Below are 16,345 nucleotides of genomic sequence, written 5' to 3' on the forward strand. Positions count from 1 at the left end.
GGCCGGCACCGGTGCCGGAGCCGGGGCGGGCGGCGCCGGAGGCGCCGGAGGCGGAATCACACCCCGCGTGCCGTACTTGTCCTTCAGCCAGACGATCTCGATCTTGCTGCCCGGCGTCTCGTCCACCGCCTTCTGGAGGCGTGTGGCGATGTGCGGCTCGAACGTCACGATGCGGATCTCGCGGTCGGTCTGCCGGATGTACGTCTCCAGGTTGTCCACCCAGCGCTGCGCGGCACCCCAGTACGAGAACACCTCGTGCTCGCCGCCCCGCTTGGGCAGCTCATCGCCGATGTCCATGGTCAGCCCGAGGTGGTGGTTGATCGCGCCCAGCTCCAGGTTCGCGATCACGTTGCCCCACGGCCACCCGACGATGACCAGCGTCATCTTGCCGTCGCCTATCAGGTCGGCGTTGTACATGGTGCGCAGTTCGCGGGCGATCGGCGTCTGGGTCTGCGGCTTCCCGGCCATCCAGACCGCGCCCCAGGTGGTGTCGTACGCCGGGCGCCCGGCCACCATCACCGGCTTGTTCCACGCCACCGACCCGGTCGCGATCACTCCCGCGAGCGCCGCCGCGGCGACGGCGACCCCGGAGACCGCACGCCGCTGGAAGCGGCCGAGCTTGAGCTTCACGCGCGGCACCGACAGCAGCAGCGTCGCCGGGCCCACCGCCAGACACGCGAACACCACGCCGGCGTGCACGAACTTCTCGCTGTAGTACGAGCTGCCGCCCGTCTCCATGTGCTGGTAGACGGTCACCACGACCATCGCCGAGCCCACCGAGAAGAGTTGCCACGCCATCGCACGGTTCGAGATCGAGCGGCGCGCCCGGCCGAACACGTACGCGATGATCAGCAGCACCGCCACCGCGGCCAGCCCGCGGCGCGAGGTCAGCTCGGCGAAACCGGGGACGAGCAGGTGGTCGGACGCGTTGAGGGTGCCGAACAGGTACGGCGCCAGGGCCGGGATCAGCGCCAGCGGGGCGACCAGCCCCGCGACGATGAACGTCCACTTGTTCAGCAGGCGCGACCGGAACAGCCACAGCGCACCGACCGCGCCCACGGCCATGACCGGCAGGAACAGCGGGTACGAGAACGCCACTCCGACCATGGCCATGCTGAACAGCAGCACCTGTTCGCGCGGCCGGTTGGGATACCGCACCAGGACCGCGGTGCCCAGCGCCAGGAACACCAGGCCGATCAGCTCGGAGTCGAAGCCCGACCAGATCAGCCAGATCATGATGCCCGAGCACATGAAGCCGCCGACCACGCCGAGCGTCAGGCCGCGCCGCCATCCGGCGACCGCCGGGCCCGCGATCCAGCGCGCGGCCCACACGATGACCAGCACGAGGATCGCGTAGCCGGTCGTGGCGTACCAGAAGTAGCGCTGGAAGGCGCCGGTGCTGGTGCCGCTGTCGACGTCGGAGCGCAGGAAGATGTCGAGGAACGAGTAGAGGTAGGCGGCACCGTTCGGGTAGTTCTCCGCGAAGCCCACCTCAAGGAAGGGCTTGGCCTCGTCCGGCTTGATGAAGGTGAACCCGCCGATGCTGTGGATCGCGTCGAACATCGTGTAGTGGCGGACGCGGTCCCCGGTGGAGTTCATCGAGAAGTACGCGAGGTTCCACTTGAAGCCCTTGCCGAGGGCCGGCCACGCGACCACCAGCCACGCCGCCACCGCCGCACCGAGCACCAGCACGTCGGAGCCGCGCACCCGCAGCGGCAGGCTCGGCGTGCGCTTGGCCAGGGCGCCGCCGATCACCAGCACCGACAGGATGAAGCCCGCCACCGGCACCGGCTCAAGGCCCCACGGCCACACCGAGAAGAGCAGGCCGGACGACAGCATGATGCCGGCCAGCAGCCCGGCGCCGATCATCAGCCGGTCCAGCAGGGTCCCGCCCGCGCGCAGCAGCGACGCCGTGGTCAGCAGCATCACCAGGAGCAGCAGCGCGTCCGCCTTGACCGCGTGCGTCGCCAGCGGCAGCAGCCACGCGGCGGCGAGCAGTTCGACGAGGCGGACGGCGTACGGCTGCTTCAGCCAGATCCGACGCACCGTCCCCCACTGCTCCGCGGGGAAGCGCTTGCCGGACGACATCAGCATCAACGTGCTCCTTGGACTCTTCGCGTGGGGGTGGTCGGGAGATGGGCCGTCCGCGGCGTCAATCGCGGGCGGGCGGCTCGTTCGCCGCGGCGGGCCCCGAGGACACGCCGGCCGCCGTCTTCTGCTCGACTCCGGTCTCCACCGGCCCGGCGGACGCCGCGGCGTCCCGCTCGCTGCGGCTGAGCGCGCGTCGGCCGAAGAGCGCCGCGACGCCCGCGGACACCACGTCGGCGACGGTGAACATGAGCCGGGAGACCAGCGCGAGGGCGACGGCCTCGCCGCGCGGCATCGTGGACGCCAGCGCGGCGACGATGACCAGTTCGCGCACGCCCGCCCCGGACGGCAGGATGAACGCCACGACGCCGAGCGTCAGGCCGACCGCGATGGCGCCGATGCACAGCAGGGCCATCGTCGGGTCGGCGGAGGACGACACGGACCGGGCCAGCAGCCACAGGTGCAGGCCGAGGAACGAGTACGACAGCACCGTGAGCACGGTCAGCTTGGCGACCAGCGGCCAGGTCAGGCGCAGCGTGACCGGCGGGCGGCGGAGCAGCTTGAGGACGAATTCGCCCGCCTTGGCGAGCATCCGCGGGTGCAGCCACACCAGGCCTATCGGCACCAGCACGAACACCCACGCCGCCTGCGGCGTCTCGTCGAGCAGCAGCGGCAGCGCGAGCAGGCCGAGGACCAGCGAGATGATCGACGACACCGCGACGTGCATCAGCGTGGCGGTGAACAGCCGGGCACGGGACACCTTGGCCTTGCGGCCCAGTTCGAGCTGGAGGACGTACGCCCACACCGAGCCCGGCAGGTACTTGCCGAGCTGGCTGACCAGCATGATGCGCGCGCCCACCGCGTATCCCGTCGGGCGGCCCATGTTGTCGACGAGGGTCTGCCAGGTGAGCCAGCCGAAGGCCATGCCCAGCAGCAGCGAGATCCCGCTCGCCGCCACGCCGTACCACGGCATCTCGCTCAGCGTGTCGCTGACCTCGCCCCAGTGGCTGTACGCCATGTAGGCGATTCCGCCGATGGCCAGCAGCAGCAGGAACGGGCGCATGATCGCGACGAGCCGGGCGGCTCTGCGCATCCACACCTTGGCGGTTGACTCCGGGGTCGCGACGGGTTCCGTCGCCGTGCTGGTCACCGCCGCGCCTGAGTGGGAGCGGTGCCCAGGGTGGTGATCCGGGTGAACTCGCGCGGCAAGTCGTAGCCGTCCCATATAGGGGCGAAGGACAGCGCCGAGCCGAAGGGCACGATGCGGTCGATGCCGCGGCCCGCGACGGCCGCGGCGAACTCGCCCAGTTCGTCGGCGTCGAAGCCGAAGTGGCTCAGGGTCTGGTCCTTGCGGCCGAGCATCGGGACGAGGTCGGTCAGGCGGGCGACGGTCGCGGTGGGGAAGGCCCCGGCGCCCAGCCACCCGCGCGGCACGTCCAGCGGGCGGGCCAGCTCCAGGACGGCGAGGGCGTCGCCGGCCGCGAAGCCGAGTGCGGACGCGCGGCCCTCGGCCGCCTCGCCGTACGCCGCCACGCGCTTGTGCACCGCCATCGCCGGGTCGGGCAGTTCGCCGCGCGAGGCGAGCAGTGCCTCCAGGCGGGTGAACAGGTCGCGGCGCGCCTCGTCGGCGTCGGCCGCGGCGCCGACCCAGTACAGCGCGCGCGGCGACGCGCACGCGGCCTGGTCGAACCAGTAGCTGTCGTTGTAGAGGTCCAGTACCGCCTTGTCGCGGTCCTGCGGGGTCGTGCGCAGCCAGGCGGCCGCCGACACCACCGCGAACGACGCGCGGTCCGGGAAGGTCAGGTCGCGGGCCGCGGGGGCCAGCGGGGCGCGGCGCACGGCGTCGACCGACTGGTCGCCGCCCCACACCACGCGCAGGTCGCAGGCCGCGGACAGCGCCTCGGTCATACGGTCGTCGCGGTCGTACGTGATCATCCGCTGCGTCGCCGCGACCGCCGGGTGGGCGTCCGCGAGGGCGGTGCCCAGGCGCTCCAGGATCACGTCGGCGGCGGCGCCCGAACGCGGTGAGATGCGCACGATGTTGCGGTTGCCGGTGAGGGCGGCGAGTGCCCAGGCGTACACGAAGATCGTGTCGACGTTGGCCGGCGGGATGTGGAAGACCAGGCCGCGCGGGAAGCGCAGCACCTGGGTGTTCGCCCCGACGCCGACCCCGGAGTCGGCCAACCGGGCGAGCTGCGCGGTCAGTTCGGCGCGGCGCAGGAAGAAGCCCAGCGGCGCCAGCTCGGGGTGGCGGCGCACCAGCGCGGGGTCGAGGAGCGTACGCCCGAAAGCGGTGAGGAAGTCGACGATGCGCGGGTCCCCCACCACCAGCGGCCCGTCCGGCACCTCGCCGCCGACCTCCGCCAGGAGGTCGGGGAGCGCGCACGGCGGCCCCTGTGGAAAGCGCTGCGTGATGGTCATGCGGCCCGCACCCCCTGCGGTTCCGGCGTGTCCTGCGGTGCCGAGAACGTGTCGCTGCAACCCCGTGCCTCGGCGCGCGGCAGGCGGCCCAGCACCGAGAACCGCTTGCCCGGCCAGTGGCCGTCGTCGATGCCGTGTACCACGCCGAGGTCCTCGGTGAGCAGGACGTGTCCCGGGTACGAGCGCGGCAGCGAGCTGACGACCTCGATCACGCCGGGCGTGCCGACCGGCTGCTCGGCCCAGGTCTCCGGGTCGCGCACCACGATGTCGGCGAAGTCCGGGCAGTACAGGGCGTCGCCCTCGGGGCCCTCGACGAAGACGGTGCCGATCTGCTCGACCATGCCGTAGTAGTTGTGGATGCGCGTGAGGCCGGTGTCGGCGGCGAACCGGGCCCGGAACGTCGTGTTGTCGACGGCGCGGTCGGCGAGCTTCTTCCAGCCGCCGGAGTGCACGAGGATGCCGTTGGACAGGTCGAAGCCGTGCTCGACGGAGACCTCGTACAGGTACTGCCACACCATGAAGGTGAAGCCGAAGATCAGGAAGGGCTTGTCGCCGTACGCCGTCAGGAACTTCGCGATGGCGTCCGGGTCGGGCCGCTCCTCGGCGTCCAGCGCGTACGCGTGGTTGCGGCCGAAGCCGGCCATACCCAGCACCCCGGCGCCGCGCGCGGAGAACGACAGGCGGTTCTTGATGAGGCCGGAGCTGTCGACCATGAGCATCGGCAGCCGCTGCTTGCCCAGCACCGCCTGGAGGGTCCGGCTCAGCGCGCGGACCTGGTCGCCCGCGGCCGCCTTGTCGAGGTAGATGCGCGACACCTCGGCGCCGGTGGTGCCCGACGAGGTGAGGGTCTTGAAGATCTCCTCGCGCGGCACGCTGGCCAGGTCGTGGTGCTTGAACAGGCGGACCGGCAGCCACGGCAGGTCGGCGATGCGGTCGGCGGCGCGGTCGGCGGGCACGTCGAGGGCGGACAGAATGCGGTCGTACGGCTCGCAGTTGGCCCGGTGGTGCTCGGTCAGGGCCAGGAGCTCGGGCAGCAGGACGCTCTCGCGCTCGGCCTGCGTGCGGCCGAAGACGAAGTCCGCTTCCGGGCCGTTCATACCCCCGCCTCCAGTGCGCGGTAGTCGATTTTGCCGCTGGCCAGCAGCGGCAGCGCGGGCACCGTGCGCACGTCGAAGCCCGACGCGTGGACGCGCAGCCGCTCGGCGAGCGTCCGGCCGGCCGCCCGGCAGCCGTCCTTGTCCGCGCCCTCCAGCCATACGATGACGCGGTCGTCACCGGGCACCGCGGCGGCGACCCCGTGCGCGCGCAGTATGTCCTCAAGGTCGTCGAGGCTGACGCGCGTGCCGAAGACCTTGCCGATGCGCTTGAGGCGGCCGGTGATGGTCAGGAAGCCCTCGTCGTCCAGGCGTCCGAGGTCGCCGGTGGCGAGCACGCCGCCGAGGTCGTCGCCGCGCGCGAGGTCGTCCTCGGACTCGGCATAGCCCATCATGACGTTCGGGCCGGTGTAGAAGACCTCGCCGACGCCCTCGGGGTCCTCGGGGCCGCCGTCGTCGAACGGGCGGATGGTGAACTCCCCGCCGGGAATGGCCTGTCCGGCGGTGCCGAGCTTGTCCGCGAGGCGCTCGGGCGGCAGCACGGCCATGCGGGCGGTGGCCTCGGTCTGGCCGTACATGACCACGAGGCGGCCGCCGACCTCGTCCATGCGGGCGGCGAAGTCCTTGACGAGCGTGCCGCGCAGGCGTCCGCCCGCCTGGGTGAGGGTACGCAGCGCGGGGTGCTCGGCGGGGGCGAAGCCGATGCGGCGCAGCATCTCGTAGTGGTACGGCACCCCGGCGAAGCTGGTGGCCTTGTGCGTGTCGACCGCGTCCCAGAAGGTGCGCGACAACACGCCGTTCCCGTCCGCCAGCAGGGTGGCGCCGACGACGAGGTGGCTGTTGAGCACGGACAGGCCGTAGCTGTAGTGCAGCGGCAGGCTGGTGGGCGCGACCTCGTCGGGGCCGAGCGCGAGCGCGGTGGCGATCGAGCGCGCGTTCGCCAGCACGGCGCCGCGCGAGAGGCGGACCAGCTTGGGGTTGCCGGTGGAGCCGCTGGTGGTCAGCAGTACCGCGAGGTCCGGGTGGACGCCCGCGCCGGCGGCGTCCTTGCGGACGAAGCCGGTTCCGGCGACCGCGCGGTAGCCCGCCGGGGTCGGCCCGTCGGCGCCGGTGACGGCGGCCGGCCGGAACCGGGCGATGAGCCCTTCGAGCGCGGTGCGGTCGAGGGCGGGGTCGAGCAGCAGGACGGCGCGCCCCGCGGAGAGCGCGCCGAGGTAGCCGACGATGCCGGACACGTCCTGGCCGGTCAGCGCGAAGACGATGCCCTCGGGCAGGCCGCCCAGGCGGTCGGCGGCCTCGGTGACGCGGGATCGCAGCTCCGGCCCGGCGAGGCGGCTGCCGTCCGTCCCGTCGATGAGCGCGGCGCCCGGGTGGACCAACTGGTCCGCCAGGGTGCCTGCTGACGAGGGGTCGGCTGACGGCCCGTCGGCGGGGCCTTGGGCGGGGTCGGGGTCGGCCACGGCCGGGCCGGCTGCGTTCGTCACAGAATCAGGCCTCCGTCGACCCCCAGGATCTGCCCGGTCACGAACGCGGCGTCGGGGCCGCTGAGGAAGCGGATCACGCGGGCCACGTCGTCCGGTGTGCCGACGCGCCCCAGCGGGGTGTCCGCGGTGCGGCGGGCGAGGACGTCCTCGGGCAGGTGGGCGATCATGTCGGTCTGGATGACGCCCGGCGCGACCGCGTTCACCCGGATGCCGTAGCGGCCGAGCTCCTTGGCGGCCGACTGGGCCAGCGCCGCGACCGCGCCCTTGGACGCGGAGTACGCGGCCTGCCCGGCGTTGCCGCGCTCCCCCACGATGGAGGCGAGCAGCACGATCGAGCCGGACTTCTTGCGCATCATGACGCGGGCGGCGGCCTGGAGGCTGGTGATCGCACCGGCCACGTTGGTGTCGAGCATGCGGGAGATCAGCTCGTCGCGGATCATCCCGATCAGCGCGTCCTCCAACACGCCGGCGTTGGCGACCAGGCAGTCGACCGTGCCGTACTCCCGTGCCGTGGAGGTGAAAAGTCCGCGCACTTGGGCCGAATCGGTGACGTCGACGCCGCGGCCGACCACAACGGCGCCGTGCCGCTCGGCCACTTCGGCGGCGCGCTCCTTGGCCGTGGACTCGTCGCGGCCGGTCAGCACGACCGTCGCGCCCTCCTCCGCCAGGGCGTGCACGGTCGCGAGACCGATGCCGCGGGTGCCTCCGGTCACCACGCAGATGCGGCCGTCGAAGCTCTTGCCGCGGGTGCCTTGCTCAGTCACCGAGGCCCATCCCCCGCAGCATGTCGTACGCGACCTTGAAGGCGCTCATGTCGATGACCTGGTCGGTGTCGAGCTGCACGTCGAACTCGTCCTCGATCGCGGCGACAAGCACCATGTGGCCGAGGGAGTCCCACTGTTCGATCTCGCGGTAACGCAGGTCCTCGATGCTGGTGGTCTCCGGGTCGAGGTCGAGCGCGGCCGCGAAGACGCCCTTCAGCCGTTCCTTGGTCGACATGCGTGTCCTTCTGCTTTCAGTCGGCGGTATCGGGATGTTCTCGCGGCTCGGCCACGAGGACCTGGGTCACGCCGCTGGGGCGCTGTCCTCCCAGTCCCTCAGAAGCTTCGCGAGTGCGTCGGGGAGACCGTCCGGAACCGGGGTACGGCCCCTGACATACTCTCCCATCGTTGCGGCGGCTTCGCCGTCCACGTGCATACGGCTGAGCCCCACCTCATTGACGCCGGTCGTGCGTGCCGGGTTCCCCACGGTGATCGAGAAGGGGGGGACCTCCCGGCGCACGGACGCACCCATGCCCACCATAGCGCCCGGACCGATACGCCCGAACTGGTGGACCGTCGCTCCCATTCCGATATTGGCGTAGGCGCCGACCGAGGTGTGGCCGCCCAATTGCACCGCGCAGGAAAGGGTCACGTTGTCGCCGAGTGTCACGTCGTGGCCGACGTGGCTGCGCACCAGCAAATAGCAGTCGTCGCCGATTCGGGTGGTGCGCTTGGTGCCCTGGTGCACCGTCACGAACTCGCGGATGAAATTGCGGTCGCCGATCTCCACACCGTGGCCGTCGAGCTCGTCGTCCCAGGCCACCGGGTGCGGGCCGCCGCGCCATTCGGCGGGCGAGCCGATCGACACGTGCGGCGCGATCCAGTTGCCGTCGCCGATGACGCACGGGCCGAGGATCACGCAGTACGGGCCGATGACGTTGTCGTCGCCGATTTCGACCCCCGGGCCGATGACGGCCGTCGGATGAATGCGGTTACCCATGTTGGTTCCTGACGTATCAATGCCGGGGGCTCACCCGGAGATCGACGAACTGGACGACTTCGCACCGGTCATGTGCCGGAATGCCTGGAGGTGGTCGTCGACGACGCGGTCGAGGTTGAACCGGTCACGCACGAGCGCCTGCTGACGTTTCGCGATCTCGTTGCGCTTCTCGGCATCGAGCAGGAGTTCGGTGATCATCGAGGCCAGGCCGCGGTGGTCGTCAGGACCCACGACCAGCGTGTTGTGCCAGTTCTTGAGCGGGATGTCGACATAGGTGTTCTCGTCCCCCGCGTAGATGGTCGCGGTGCCGCTGGCCATGGCCTCCAGGCTCGCGGTGCCGCAGCCCTCGCCCGACAGGTCGTGCACCTCGATGTCCGCGGCCACGAGGTAGGAGTGCACGTCCTCCTGGGGCACGACGCCCACGCAGATGAACGAGTCGGCGATGCCGAGCTCCTCGGCCCGCTTGAGGAACGCGTCGTAGTAGACGCGGCCGACCACGACCACCTTGGTGTCCGGAAACTTCGCCAGCACCTCGGGCATGGCCTCGACCAGCAGCAGCCGGTCGCGCAGCGGGATGACGTGGCCGACGGAGCCGATGTACGGCGCGTCGCCGATGCCCAGTTCGGCGCGTACGTCGCGGGCCGGCGGTCCGCTGAACTTCTCCGGCCGCACCGGGACCACGGTTTTCACCAGGTCCTCCAGATCGGCCTTGTAGCGCTCGATGACGTAATCCGCCTCGATGCGGTCCATGACCGCGAGGGTCGGCTTGTACATCGAAAGGGTGGGACGCACGACGAGTCCGTCGAGCATCCGGAAAATCGCATGGAAGAGCGGCTTGGGGCTCTTCAGCATGGTGTGGATCGACAAAAGCGTCGGAATTCGGCGCTTGCGCGCGTACCAGCCGGTCAACCAGGACAGGTCGAGGAATTGCCCGTGCTGGTGGATGACATCCGGTTTGAATTCGTCGAGAATACGGAATACGCTTTTGAGGTTGCGCCTTCCCGAGGTGAACGAGATATCGAAGTCGATCGCCAGGCCCAACTGCGGCAGATAGCGTGCCGGCAGCCGGTGGATCTCGACACCGTCGACCACTTCACGACGCGGAGCGTCCCCGTACGTAGCGGTCAACACGACTACCTGGTGGCCCTGTTCCACATAACCCCGCGCCAGCGAGGCCGAAAAGTGCGCACTCCCGCCGAGCCGGGGCGGATAGAAATTGTTGACGACAGCGATACGCATATTGGCTTCGGACATCCTTGACGTGGGAACGATACGCAGGCATGTGATGAAGAGGGCCCGCGTCGGCACTCAAGCCCTAACGCGCGATCCTACCCCGCTCGATGTCACCCCTAAGGCGCGATGTTACCCCGCTCGACGGCTGCCCTAACGCAGGATGCTACCCCCCGCACATGCCAGGGTCTACCTGCGGCCATGCGCATGGATTTCGCCCTCAACACTCACCTTCCGGGATGCATCCGACGCCATGCGGACACCAGGTGTGCAGTCTGCAACCCGCCGCGCGGCATAGATGGCGATTGTCAGCGCCGCCAAACCGGTGAATACATAGGTATTGCTGACAAAATAGCAGATGGTCAGACGTCGCTCGTATCCGCTGGCCCCCCACTGGTTGACAAGGGCCCACAGCGGCTGTGGGGAGCTGAAGACCCGCAGCCGGTGGTCCATCACGGCGAGCGGAATGGGAAGACACAGAAACACAACTGAGACCAAAGTGAGACGTGGCACGCGCCACCAGTGCCACGGGGTCGCCACCGCGGCGGCGGTCAGCGGCACGAGGGCGACAACCAGCCACACCCAGTGGTGGGTCCACGCGATCGGCGACACCAGGAGTCCGACCAGCGCGACGACCAGGATGCCGGTCAACTCCCGTCCCGCGAGGGCGAACACGCGTGCGGCCGCCAGCCCCGCGACGACCACGACGACCGACGCGGCCAGCCATAATGCGCGGGCCACGTCGGCGTCCCCGACCACCCGGACGGCCGCGGCCAGCATCGACTGGTTGTACGGGCTCGCCAGATACCCCGGGCTGAGTCTGGCCCCCGACATGGAGCCCTGCGTCCAGAACCGCTCCGACGCACCCGGCATCAGCAGCCACGCGACGCCGACCGTGCCGAAGAACGTCGCCGTCGCCGTGCACGCCGCGCGCACCCGCCCGGTCAGCAGCAGGTAGACGACGAAGATGCCCGGCGTCAGCTTGATGCCGGACGCCAGGCCGATCCCCACGCCGCGCGCCCAGTGCCCCGCCGGGAGCGTGAAGTCGAGCAGCACCAGCGTGACCAGGACCAGGTTGACCTGCCCCACGAACAGGTTGTGCTGGACCGGCTCCATCCAGATCGCGACCGCGGTGACCGTCGCCGTCAGCGCCACGCGGCGGACGCGGTTGCGGTATCCCGCCATCGCCGTGGTGAGCCAGGCGATGACGCCCAGGCACACCAGCGACACCAGGGTCATGCCCCACGCCAGCACCGCCGCCCCGCCGACCGCCGCCCAGCGGAACAGGTAGGCGGCGAACGGCGGGTAGAGGAACGGCAGCTTGCGGCTGCCGAAGTCGCGCGAGTAGACCTGCGACGGCGCGTGTTGCAGCTTGACCGCGGCGTCGTAGTAGACGTCGAGGTCGACGAACCGCCAGGGGATGCCCCGTTGGAAGTACGTGAGGTACGCGTACGCCGCGAGCGACAGTCCCAGCGCCAGGACCGCGGCCGCCGCCTTGCGCCGCGCCGACCACGGCACCGCCGGCCGGCGCTCCGGAATCCCCCGCCGCGGCCCGGCCGAGGGCACCGCATCCGCACCGACGCCCGGCAGTCGGTCCGGGACGACGGGATCGGAAGGCGTCCGCGTGGGAGCGGGCAACCCGGACCGTGCTGAGTTCACACCCAGACAACTTCGCAACGCTGCCGACGGTTACGCCCGCCTTTGTCGGTGATGGCCGGGCCTGCGGAGTTTCCCCGCCGATCAACCGAAACTCCCCCGCGTTTTCCCCGTTAAGCCAACGCAATGACGCATGCATGCACTTCGCGCGCTAAGGGGACCGGCACGTGCCTCGGAGACCACTCGTTTCAGCCTGGTGGAGTTACCGCAACGCCGGTCCCGCAACGCTCGCGTTCCTGGCGGCCCGCTGCGCGGTCCTGCCGTGGCGCGCGCTCGCCGAGGCCACCGGCGATCTGAGCGGCGAGCTCATGTCGATCGGGTGCGGCCACGGCCTCGTCGAGCGCTACGTGACCCGCCGGAACCCGCGCGTCGCCGTCGTCGGCTACGAGTTGGACGAGCGCCGCGTCGCGGTTGCCGCCGCCACCGCCGACGGCGAGCGCGTGCGCATCGAGGCGGCGGACGTCCGCAATCTGCCGGACACCGCGCTGTTCGACGCGATCCTGTGCTGCGACGTCCTGCACCACCTCGACGCCGAGGCGCAGCGGCTGCTGCTCAAGCACCTCGCGTCACGGCTGCGCCCCGGCGGGCGGCTGATCGTCAAGGACATCGCGGCCACGCCGCGGTGGAAATGCCGGTGGAACGAGATCCACGACCTTGTCGTGGCCGGCGACCGGGTCACGTCGCGCGATCCGCACGAGGTGGCCGAGGACTTGGAGGGCTCCGGCCTGACGGTGCGGCGCAACGAGCGGGTCGCGCGCTGGCAGCCGTACCCGCACTTCATCGTCGTGGCGGAGCTGGTGCCGGCCGGGACGGTGCCGGTGCAGTCTTCCCCCGTGGAGCGCCTGCACGTGGGGGCCGGCGCGCGGCGCTGACCGCCGGTCCGGCGTACGTTCCGCGTCCGAAGTGCCGAATGCCGGGGCGGCTGTTGCGCCGCCCCGGCATTCGCGTGTCCGGGTCGTGGGTCCGGGTCGTGGGTCCGCGTCGTGTGTCTGCGTGGGTGTCCGGATCGTGTGTTCGGGTGCCTACGCCCGGGTAAGGGAGCGCGCACCGCGCATGTGCACCGATTGCAGCAGGCCGAGGGCGATCCAGATGGCGAACATCGAGGAGCCGCCGTAGCTCACGAACGGCAGCGGAAGGCCGGCGACCGGCATGATGCCGATGTTCATGCCGATGTTCTCGAACATCTGGAAGCCGAGCCACGCGACGACGCCCGCGGCGATGATGGTGCCGAACAGGTCGTCGGCGTTGGCCGCGATGCGGATGCCGCGCCAGAGCACCAGGCCGAAGAGGAACAGTATGACCGCGCAGCCGACCAGGCCCAGTTCCTCGCCGGCCACCGAGAAGATGAAGTCGGTCTGCTGCTCGGGCACGAACTGGCCCTGCGTCTGGTTGCCTTGGAACAGCCCCTTGCCGAACAGGCCGCCGGAGCCGATCGCCAGGCGCGCCTGCGCGACGTTGTAGCCGACCCCGGCCGGGTCGAGGCTCGGGTCGGCGAACGCCGAGAAGCGGTCGATCTGGTACTGGCTCAGTATCCCGAGCTTCCACACCGCCACCGCCCCGGCCGCGCCGAGGAAGAGCAGCCCGCCGATCCACCGGGCCTGCGCGCCCGAGGCCAGCAGCACGCCGAGGATGATGACGGCGATCACCATCGCGGAGCCGAGGTCCGGCATCAGCATGATCACGCCGATCGGCGTCAGGGCGAGGACGACGGCCCAGAACACCGCGCGGTTTCCCGGGCGTTCCACGTCCCCGGTGTCGACACGCTCGGACAGCAGCATCGCCATGCCGAGGATGACGCTGATCTTGGCGAGCTCCGCCGGTTGCAGCGAGAAGCCCGCCGGGAGCAGGATCCACGCCTTCTGTCCGTTGATGGTCGCGCCGAGCGGGCTCAGCGCCGCGAACAGCCCGAGCATGGCGATGATGCCGATGAACGGGACGAGCACGCGCATGCGGCGGTGCCCGACCACCGCGATGACGACGAACAGCACAAGGCCGATCGCCAGGTTCAGCAGGTGCTTCTTGAGGAACGCCTGCGGGTCGCCGCCGGTCAGATGGGTGCGCGGCCGGGTGGCGGACCACACCAGCAGCGAGCCGATGACCGACAGCGCGAGCCCCGCGGCGAACAGGATCCAGTCCAGGCGGCGCACCGGGGCGTCGCGTTCGATCGCGCGCGCCGCGAACGAGCGGCGCTGCTGGGCGAACGCGGGCGACAGCTTCTGGAGCGTCGGCGGGCCGCCGAGCCCGAAGGCCTTCGGCTTGCTCTGCCGCATCTTCAGCCCGAGGTTCACACGTACCTCCCCCCGCGGTACGGGAGGCGCTCCGGCGGCAGCGCGCCGACCTGTTCCAGCGCGACCGCGGCGCGCGCCCCGTCGACCGGTGCCGGGCCCGGGGGTTCGACGGTGTAGGACGCGACGGGCGCGACCGTACCGTCCGGGTTGATCTTCGGCAGCGTGGTCGGCGGGGCCGGCATGAGCGCCTTGGCCGGGTCGATGTTGCCCTTCTCGTCCACGCCGAACAGCGCGTCGTAGATCTTGCGGACGCTGGGACCCGACGTCCCGGAGCCGGTGCCGCCCTGGCTGACCATCATGACCACCGCGTACTGCGGCCCGTCCGCCGGTCCGCCGAACGTCGCGAACCACGACGTCGACTGCTTGTTCTGCACCGACCCGGTACCGGTCTTCGCTCCTATCGGCAGCTTGTCCATCGGCCACCCGGCGAACACGCCGCGCGCGGTGCCGTTGACCGACACGCCCTTGAGCGCGTTCTGGAGGTAGCCGATCGTCTGCGGGCTTATCGGCAGCTTGTTGCTGACCTCGGGCTGGATCTCGCGGACGACCCTGCCGTCGGGGCTGACGACGGCCTTGCCGATCGTCGGCTCCCACAGCGTGCCGCCGTTGGCGATGGCTGCGTAGACGCGCGCCATCTGCAACGGGGTCACCAGCGTCTCGCCCTGCCCGATCGCGAAGTTGACCGCGTCACCGGCGCGGAACTGCCAGCCGTCCAGGCAGTTCTCGTGGTAGACGAGCTTCTCCTGCCCGGTGATCTTGGGGTCGTTGGACAGGCGGCACCAGTTGTCCTTGTTCTCCTCCCACTCCGCGCGGCGCACGCTCTGGTCGACGATGCGCCCGGGAACCTCGCCGGGGATGTCGATGCCGGTGGGCGCACCGAGCCCGTACGCGCGGGCCATGTCGACCATCGGGTGGGTCTTGCCCTTGAGCCCGCCCATCTTGAGCCACATGTCGTAGGACAGGCCGTAGTAGACGGTGTTGCACGACACTTCTAGCGCGCGGGCCAGCGAGATGTCGCCGTAGCTGGCCGACTCCAGGTTGTTGAAGGTGATGCCGCCGACCGTGATCGACGACGGGCACGGGTAGTTGCTCTTGAGCCCGTACCCGTTCTCGGCGGCGGCCGACGTGGAGATCACCTTGAAGATCGAGCCGGGCGCGAACTGGCCCTGTATGGCCCGCGGCATCAGCGGCACCCCGGCCTTCGGGCTGGTCAGCGCCTCGTAGTCCTGCTTCGAGATGCCGCCGACCCAGACGTTCGGGTCGTACGACGGGGCGCTCGCCATCGCGACGATGCGCCCGGTCTTGACGTCCATCACGACCACCGCGCCGCTGTCGCCGGCGAAGTTGCGCTTGGTGTTGCCCGCGTCGAAGGTGCCGCGGGCACGCAGCAGCGCCTCCTGCAACTGCTGTTCGGCGACCGCCTGGACGCGCGCGTCGATGCTGGTCACCAGGTGGTTGCCGGGCACCGACGGGGTCTCCGACACGGTGCCCGTGACGCGCCCGACGTTGTCCACGGCGAGGCCGGTGACACCCGCCTTGCCGCGCAGGTCGGCGTCGTACGTGCGTTCCAGCCCGCTGCGGCCGACCTGGTCGGAGCGCTGGAGCTCGTTCTTCCCCTCCTCCTTCTGCTTGGCCAGCTCGTCGTCGGTGACCGGCGACAGGTAGCCGAGCGTGTGGGCGGCGTTGACGCCCTCGGGGCCGGGGTAGGCACGGACCGCGGTGGGCTCGGCGGTGATGCCGGGGAAGTCCTCGCGGTGTTCCATTATCGCGAGGGCCTGCTCGGTGGTGGCCCCCTGCATGATCGGAATCGGCTGGTACGGCGAGCCGTTCCAGCACGGCTGCGGTACGCCGCGCTCGCACAGCCGCACCTTCATCTTGACCTCGTCGGCGGGGATGCCGAGGATCCCGGCGAGGCGTTCGAGGACCGCGTTGCCCTTGTCGGGCTGCTTCAGCAGCTCGGTGCGGCTGGCCGACACGACCAGCGTGGTGCGGTTGGCGACCAGCGGGCGGCCCTTGTCGTCGAGGATCGAGCCGCGCACCGCCGGGGTGACGACCTGGCGCACGTTGTTGCTGGTGGCCGCCTTGGTGAACTCGTCGCCCTGGCGGATCTGGAGGTACCAGAGGCGGCCGAACAGCGTGACCACCAGGGACAAAATGAGGACCTGGAGGATGATCAGCCGGGCCCGGACGCCATGGGCCCCGTCACCGCGCGAGCGCCCGGCGTTCGACAGGCTGGGCATCATCGGCGTATCACTCCCACGTTCTTGCTTCGGCTTGCGCTTGCTTCGGCTTGCGGTGCGGCGGGTCGGTTCCGGGTACGGCC

At 70.6% G+C, this 16,345-nt stretch carries 13 protein-coding genes; 1 reads left to right on the plus strand and 12 read right to left on the minus strand.

Annotation, left to right across the window (positions count from 1 at the left end; genetic code table 11):
• From ACRX5S_RS26590 to ACRX5S_RS26635, 10 genes are all read right to left on the minus strand, one after another.
• Positions 1 to 2,094, minus strand: a 2,094-nt coding sequence (locus tag ACRX5S_RS26590) for a hypothetical protein (RefSeq protein WP_436775632.1), incomplete at its 3' end; no start/stop codon positions are given.
• 58 nt (positions 2,095 to 2,152) lie between these two features.
• On the minus strand, positions 2,153 to 3,238 hold the full coding sequence (locus tag ACRX5S_RS26595) for a lysylphosphatidylglycerol synthase domain-containing protein (RefSeq protein WP_436775633.1): 1,086 nt from the start codon (positions 3,236 to 3,238) through the stop codon (positions 2,153 to 2,155).
• Positions 3,235 to 4,509: an acyl-CoA reductase gene (locus ACRX5S_RS26600; protein WP_436775634.1), complete on the minus strand. Its 1,275-nt coding sequence runs from the start codon at positions 4,507 to 4,509 to the stop codon at positions 3,235 to 3,237. The genes ACRX5S_RS26595 and ACRX5S_RS26600 overlap by 4 nt, the downstream gene beginning before the upstream one ends.
• Positions 4,506 to 5,606 (minus strand): hypothetical protein, encoded by a 1,101-nt coding sequence (locus ACRX5S_RS26605; RefSeq protein WP_436775635.1) that lies wholly within the window; start codon positions 5,604 to 5,606, stop codon positions 4,506 to 4,508. Before ACRX5S_RS26605 ends, ACRX5S_RS26600 begins: the two co-directional genes overlap by 4 nt.
• Positions 5,603 to 7,087 (minus strand): AMP-binding protein, encoded by a 1,485-nt coding sequence (locus ACRX5S_RS26610; protein ID WP_436775636.1) that lies wholly within the window; start codon positions 7,085 to 7,087, stop codon positions 5,603 to 5,605. Before ACRX5S_RS26610 ends, ACRX5S_RS26605 begins: the two co-directional genes overlap by 4 nt.
• On the minus strand, positions 7,084 to 7,851 hold the full coding sequence (locus tag ACRX5S_RS26615) for an SDR family NAD(P)-dependent oxidoreductase (protein WP_436775637.1): 768 nt from the start codon (positions 7,849 to 7,851) through the stop codon (positions 7,084 to 7,086). Before ACRX5S_RS26615 ends, ACRX5S_RS26610 begins: the two co-directional genes overlap by 4 nt.
• A complete protein-coding gene (locus ACRX5S_RS26620; RefSeq protein WP_436775638.1) occupies positions 7,844 to 8,086 on the minus strand; it encodes an acyl carrier protein in 243 nt (80 codons plus the stop codon). The genes ACRX5S_RS26615 and ACRX5S_RS26620 overlap by 8 nt, the downstream gene beginning before the upstream one ends.
• A gap of 66 nt (positions 8,087 to 8,152) precedes the next feature.
• On the minus strand, positions 8,153 to 8,848 hold the full coding sequence (locus ACRX5S_RS26625; protein WP_436775639.1) for a hypothetical protein: 696 nt from the start codon (positions 8,846 to 8,848) through the stop codon (positions 8,153 to 8,155).
• A gap of 30 nt (positions 8,849 to 8,878) precedes the next feature.
• Positions 8,879 to 10,102: a glycosyltransferase family 4 protein gene (locus tag ACRX5S_RS26630; protein WP_436775640.1), complete on the minus strand. Its 1,224-nt coding sequence runs from the start codon at positions 10,100 to 10,102 to the stop codon at positions 8,879 to 8,881.
• A 165-nt stretch (positions 10,103 to 10,267) separates the two neighbouring features.
• Positions 10,268 to 11,737, minus strand: coding sequence for a glycosyltransferase 87 family protein (locus tag ACRX5S_RS26635; protein WP_436775641.1), 1,470 nt, complete (start codon positions 11,735 to 11,737; stop codon positions 10,268 to 10,270).
• Between the two features lie 164 nt (positions 11,738 to 11,901).
• Here ACRX5S_RS26635 and ACRX5S_RS26640 point away from each other — a divergent pair, with 164 nt between their 5' ends.
• Positions 11,902 to 12,606 carry a class I SAM-dependent methyltransferase gene (locus ACRX5S_RS26640; protein WP_436775642.1) on the plus strand — a complete coding sequence of 235 codons (705 nt, stop codon included), beginning with the start codon at positions 11,902 to 11,904 and terminating at the stop codon, positions 12,604 to 12,606.
• A 150-nt stretch (positions 12,607 to 12,756) separates the two neighbouring features.
• Here ACRX5S_RS26640 and rodA read toward each other — a convergent pair whose 3' ends face one another.
• Complete coding sequence (rodA, locus tag ACRX5S_RS26645) at positions 12,757 to 14,022, minus strand: rod shape-determining protein RodA (protein WP_436775643.1); 1,266 nt, start codon at positions 14,020 to 14,022, stop codon at positions 12,757 to 12,759.
• Complete coding sequence (mrdA, locus tag ACRX5S_RS26650) at positions 14,019 to 16,262, minus strand: penicillin-binding protein 2 (RefSeq protein WP_436775798.1); 2,244 nt, start codon at positions 16,260 to 16,262, stop codon at positions 14,019 to 14,021. Before mrdA ends, rodA begins: the two co-directional genes overlap by 4 nt.
• Positions 16,263 to 16,345: the final 83 nt, after the last annotated feature.

Origin of the sequence: Yinghuangia sp. YIM S09857, from assembly GCF_051388915.1 — a bacterium.
In the GTDB taxonomy this organism is placed as follows: Bacteria; Actinomycetota; Actinomycetes; order Streptomycetales; family Streptomycetaceae; genus Yinghuangia.

Excerpts from the sequence above, each read along its gene's own strand:
- ACRX5S_RS26620 (WP_436775638.1), bottom strand. The coding sequence starts at position 8,086 with ATGTCGACCAAGGAACGGCTGAAGGGCGTCTTCGCGGCCGCGCTCGAC.
- ACRX5S_RS26600 (WP_436775634.1), bottom strand. The coding sequence starts at position 4,509 with ATGACCATCACGCAGCGCTTTCCACAGGGGCCGCCGTGCGCGCTCCCC.
- ACRX5S_RS26630 (WP_436775640.1), bottom strand. The coding sequence starts at position 10,102 with ATGTCCGAAGCCAATATGCGTATCGCTGTCGTCAACAATTTCTATCCG.
- ACRX5S_RS26625 (WP_436775639.1), bottom strand. The coding sequence starts at position 8,848 with ATGGGTAACCGCATTCATCCGACGGCCGTCATCGGCCCGGGGGTCGAA.
- ACRX5S_RS26605 (WP_436775635.1), bottom strand. The coding sequence starts at position 5,606 with ATGAACGGCCCGGAAGCGGACTTCGTCTTCGGCCGCACGCAGGCCGAG.
- mrdA (WP_436775798.1), bottom strand. The coding sequence starts at position 16,262 with ATGCCCAGCCTGTCGAACGCCGGGCGCTCGCGCGGTGACGGGGCCCAT.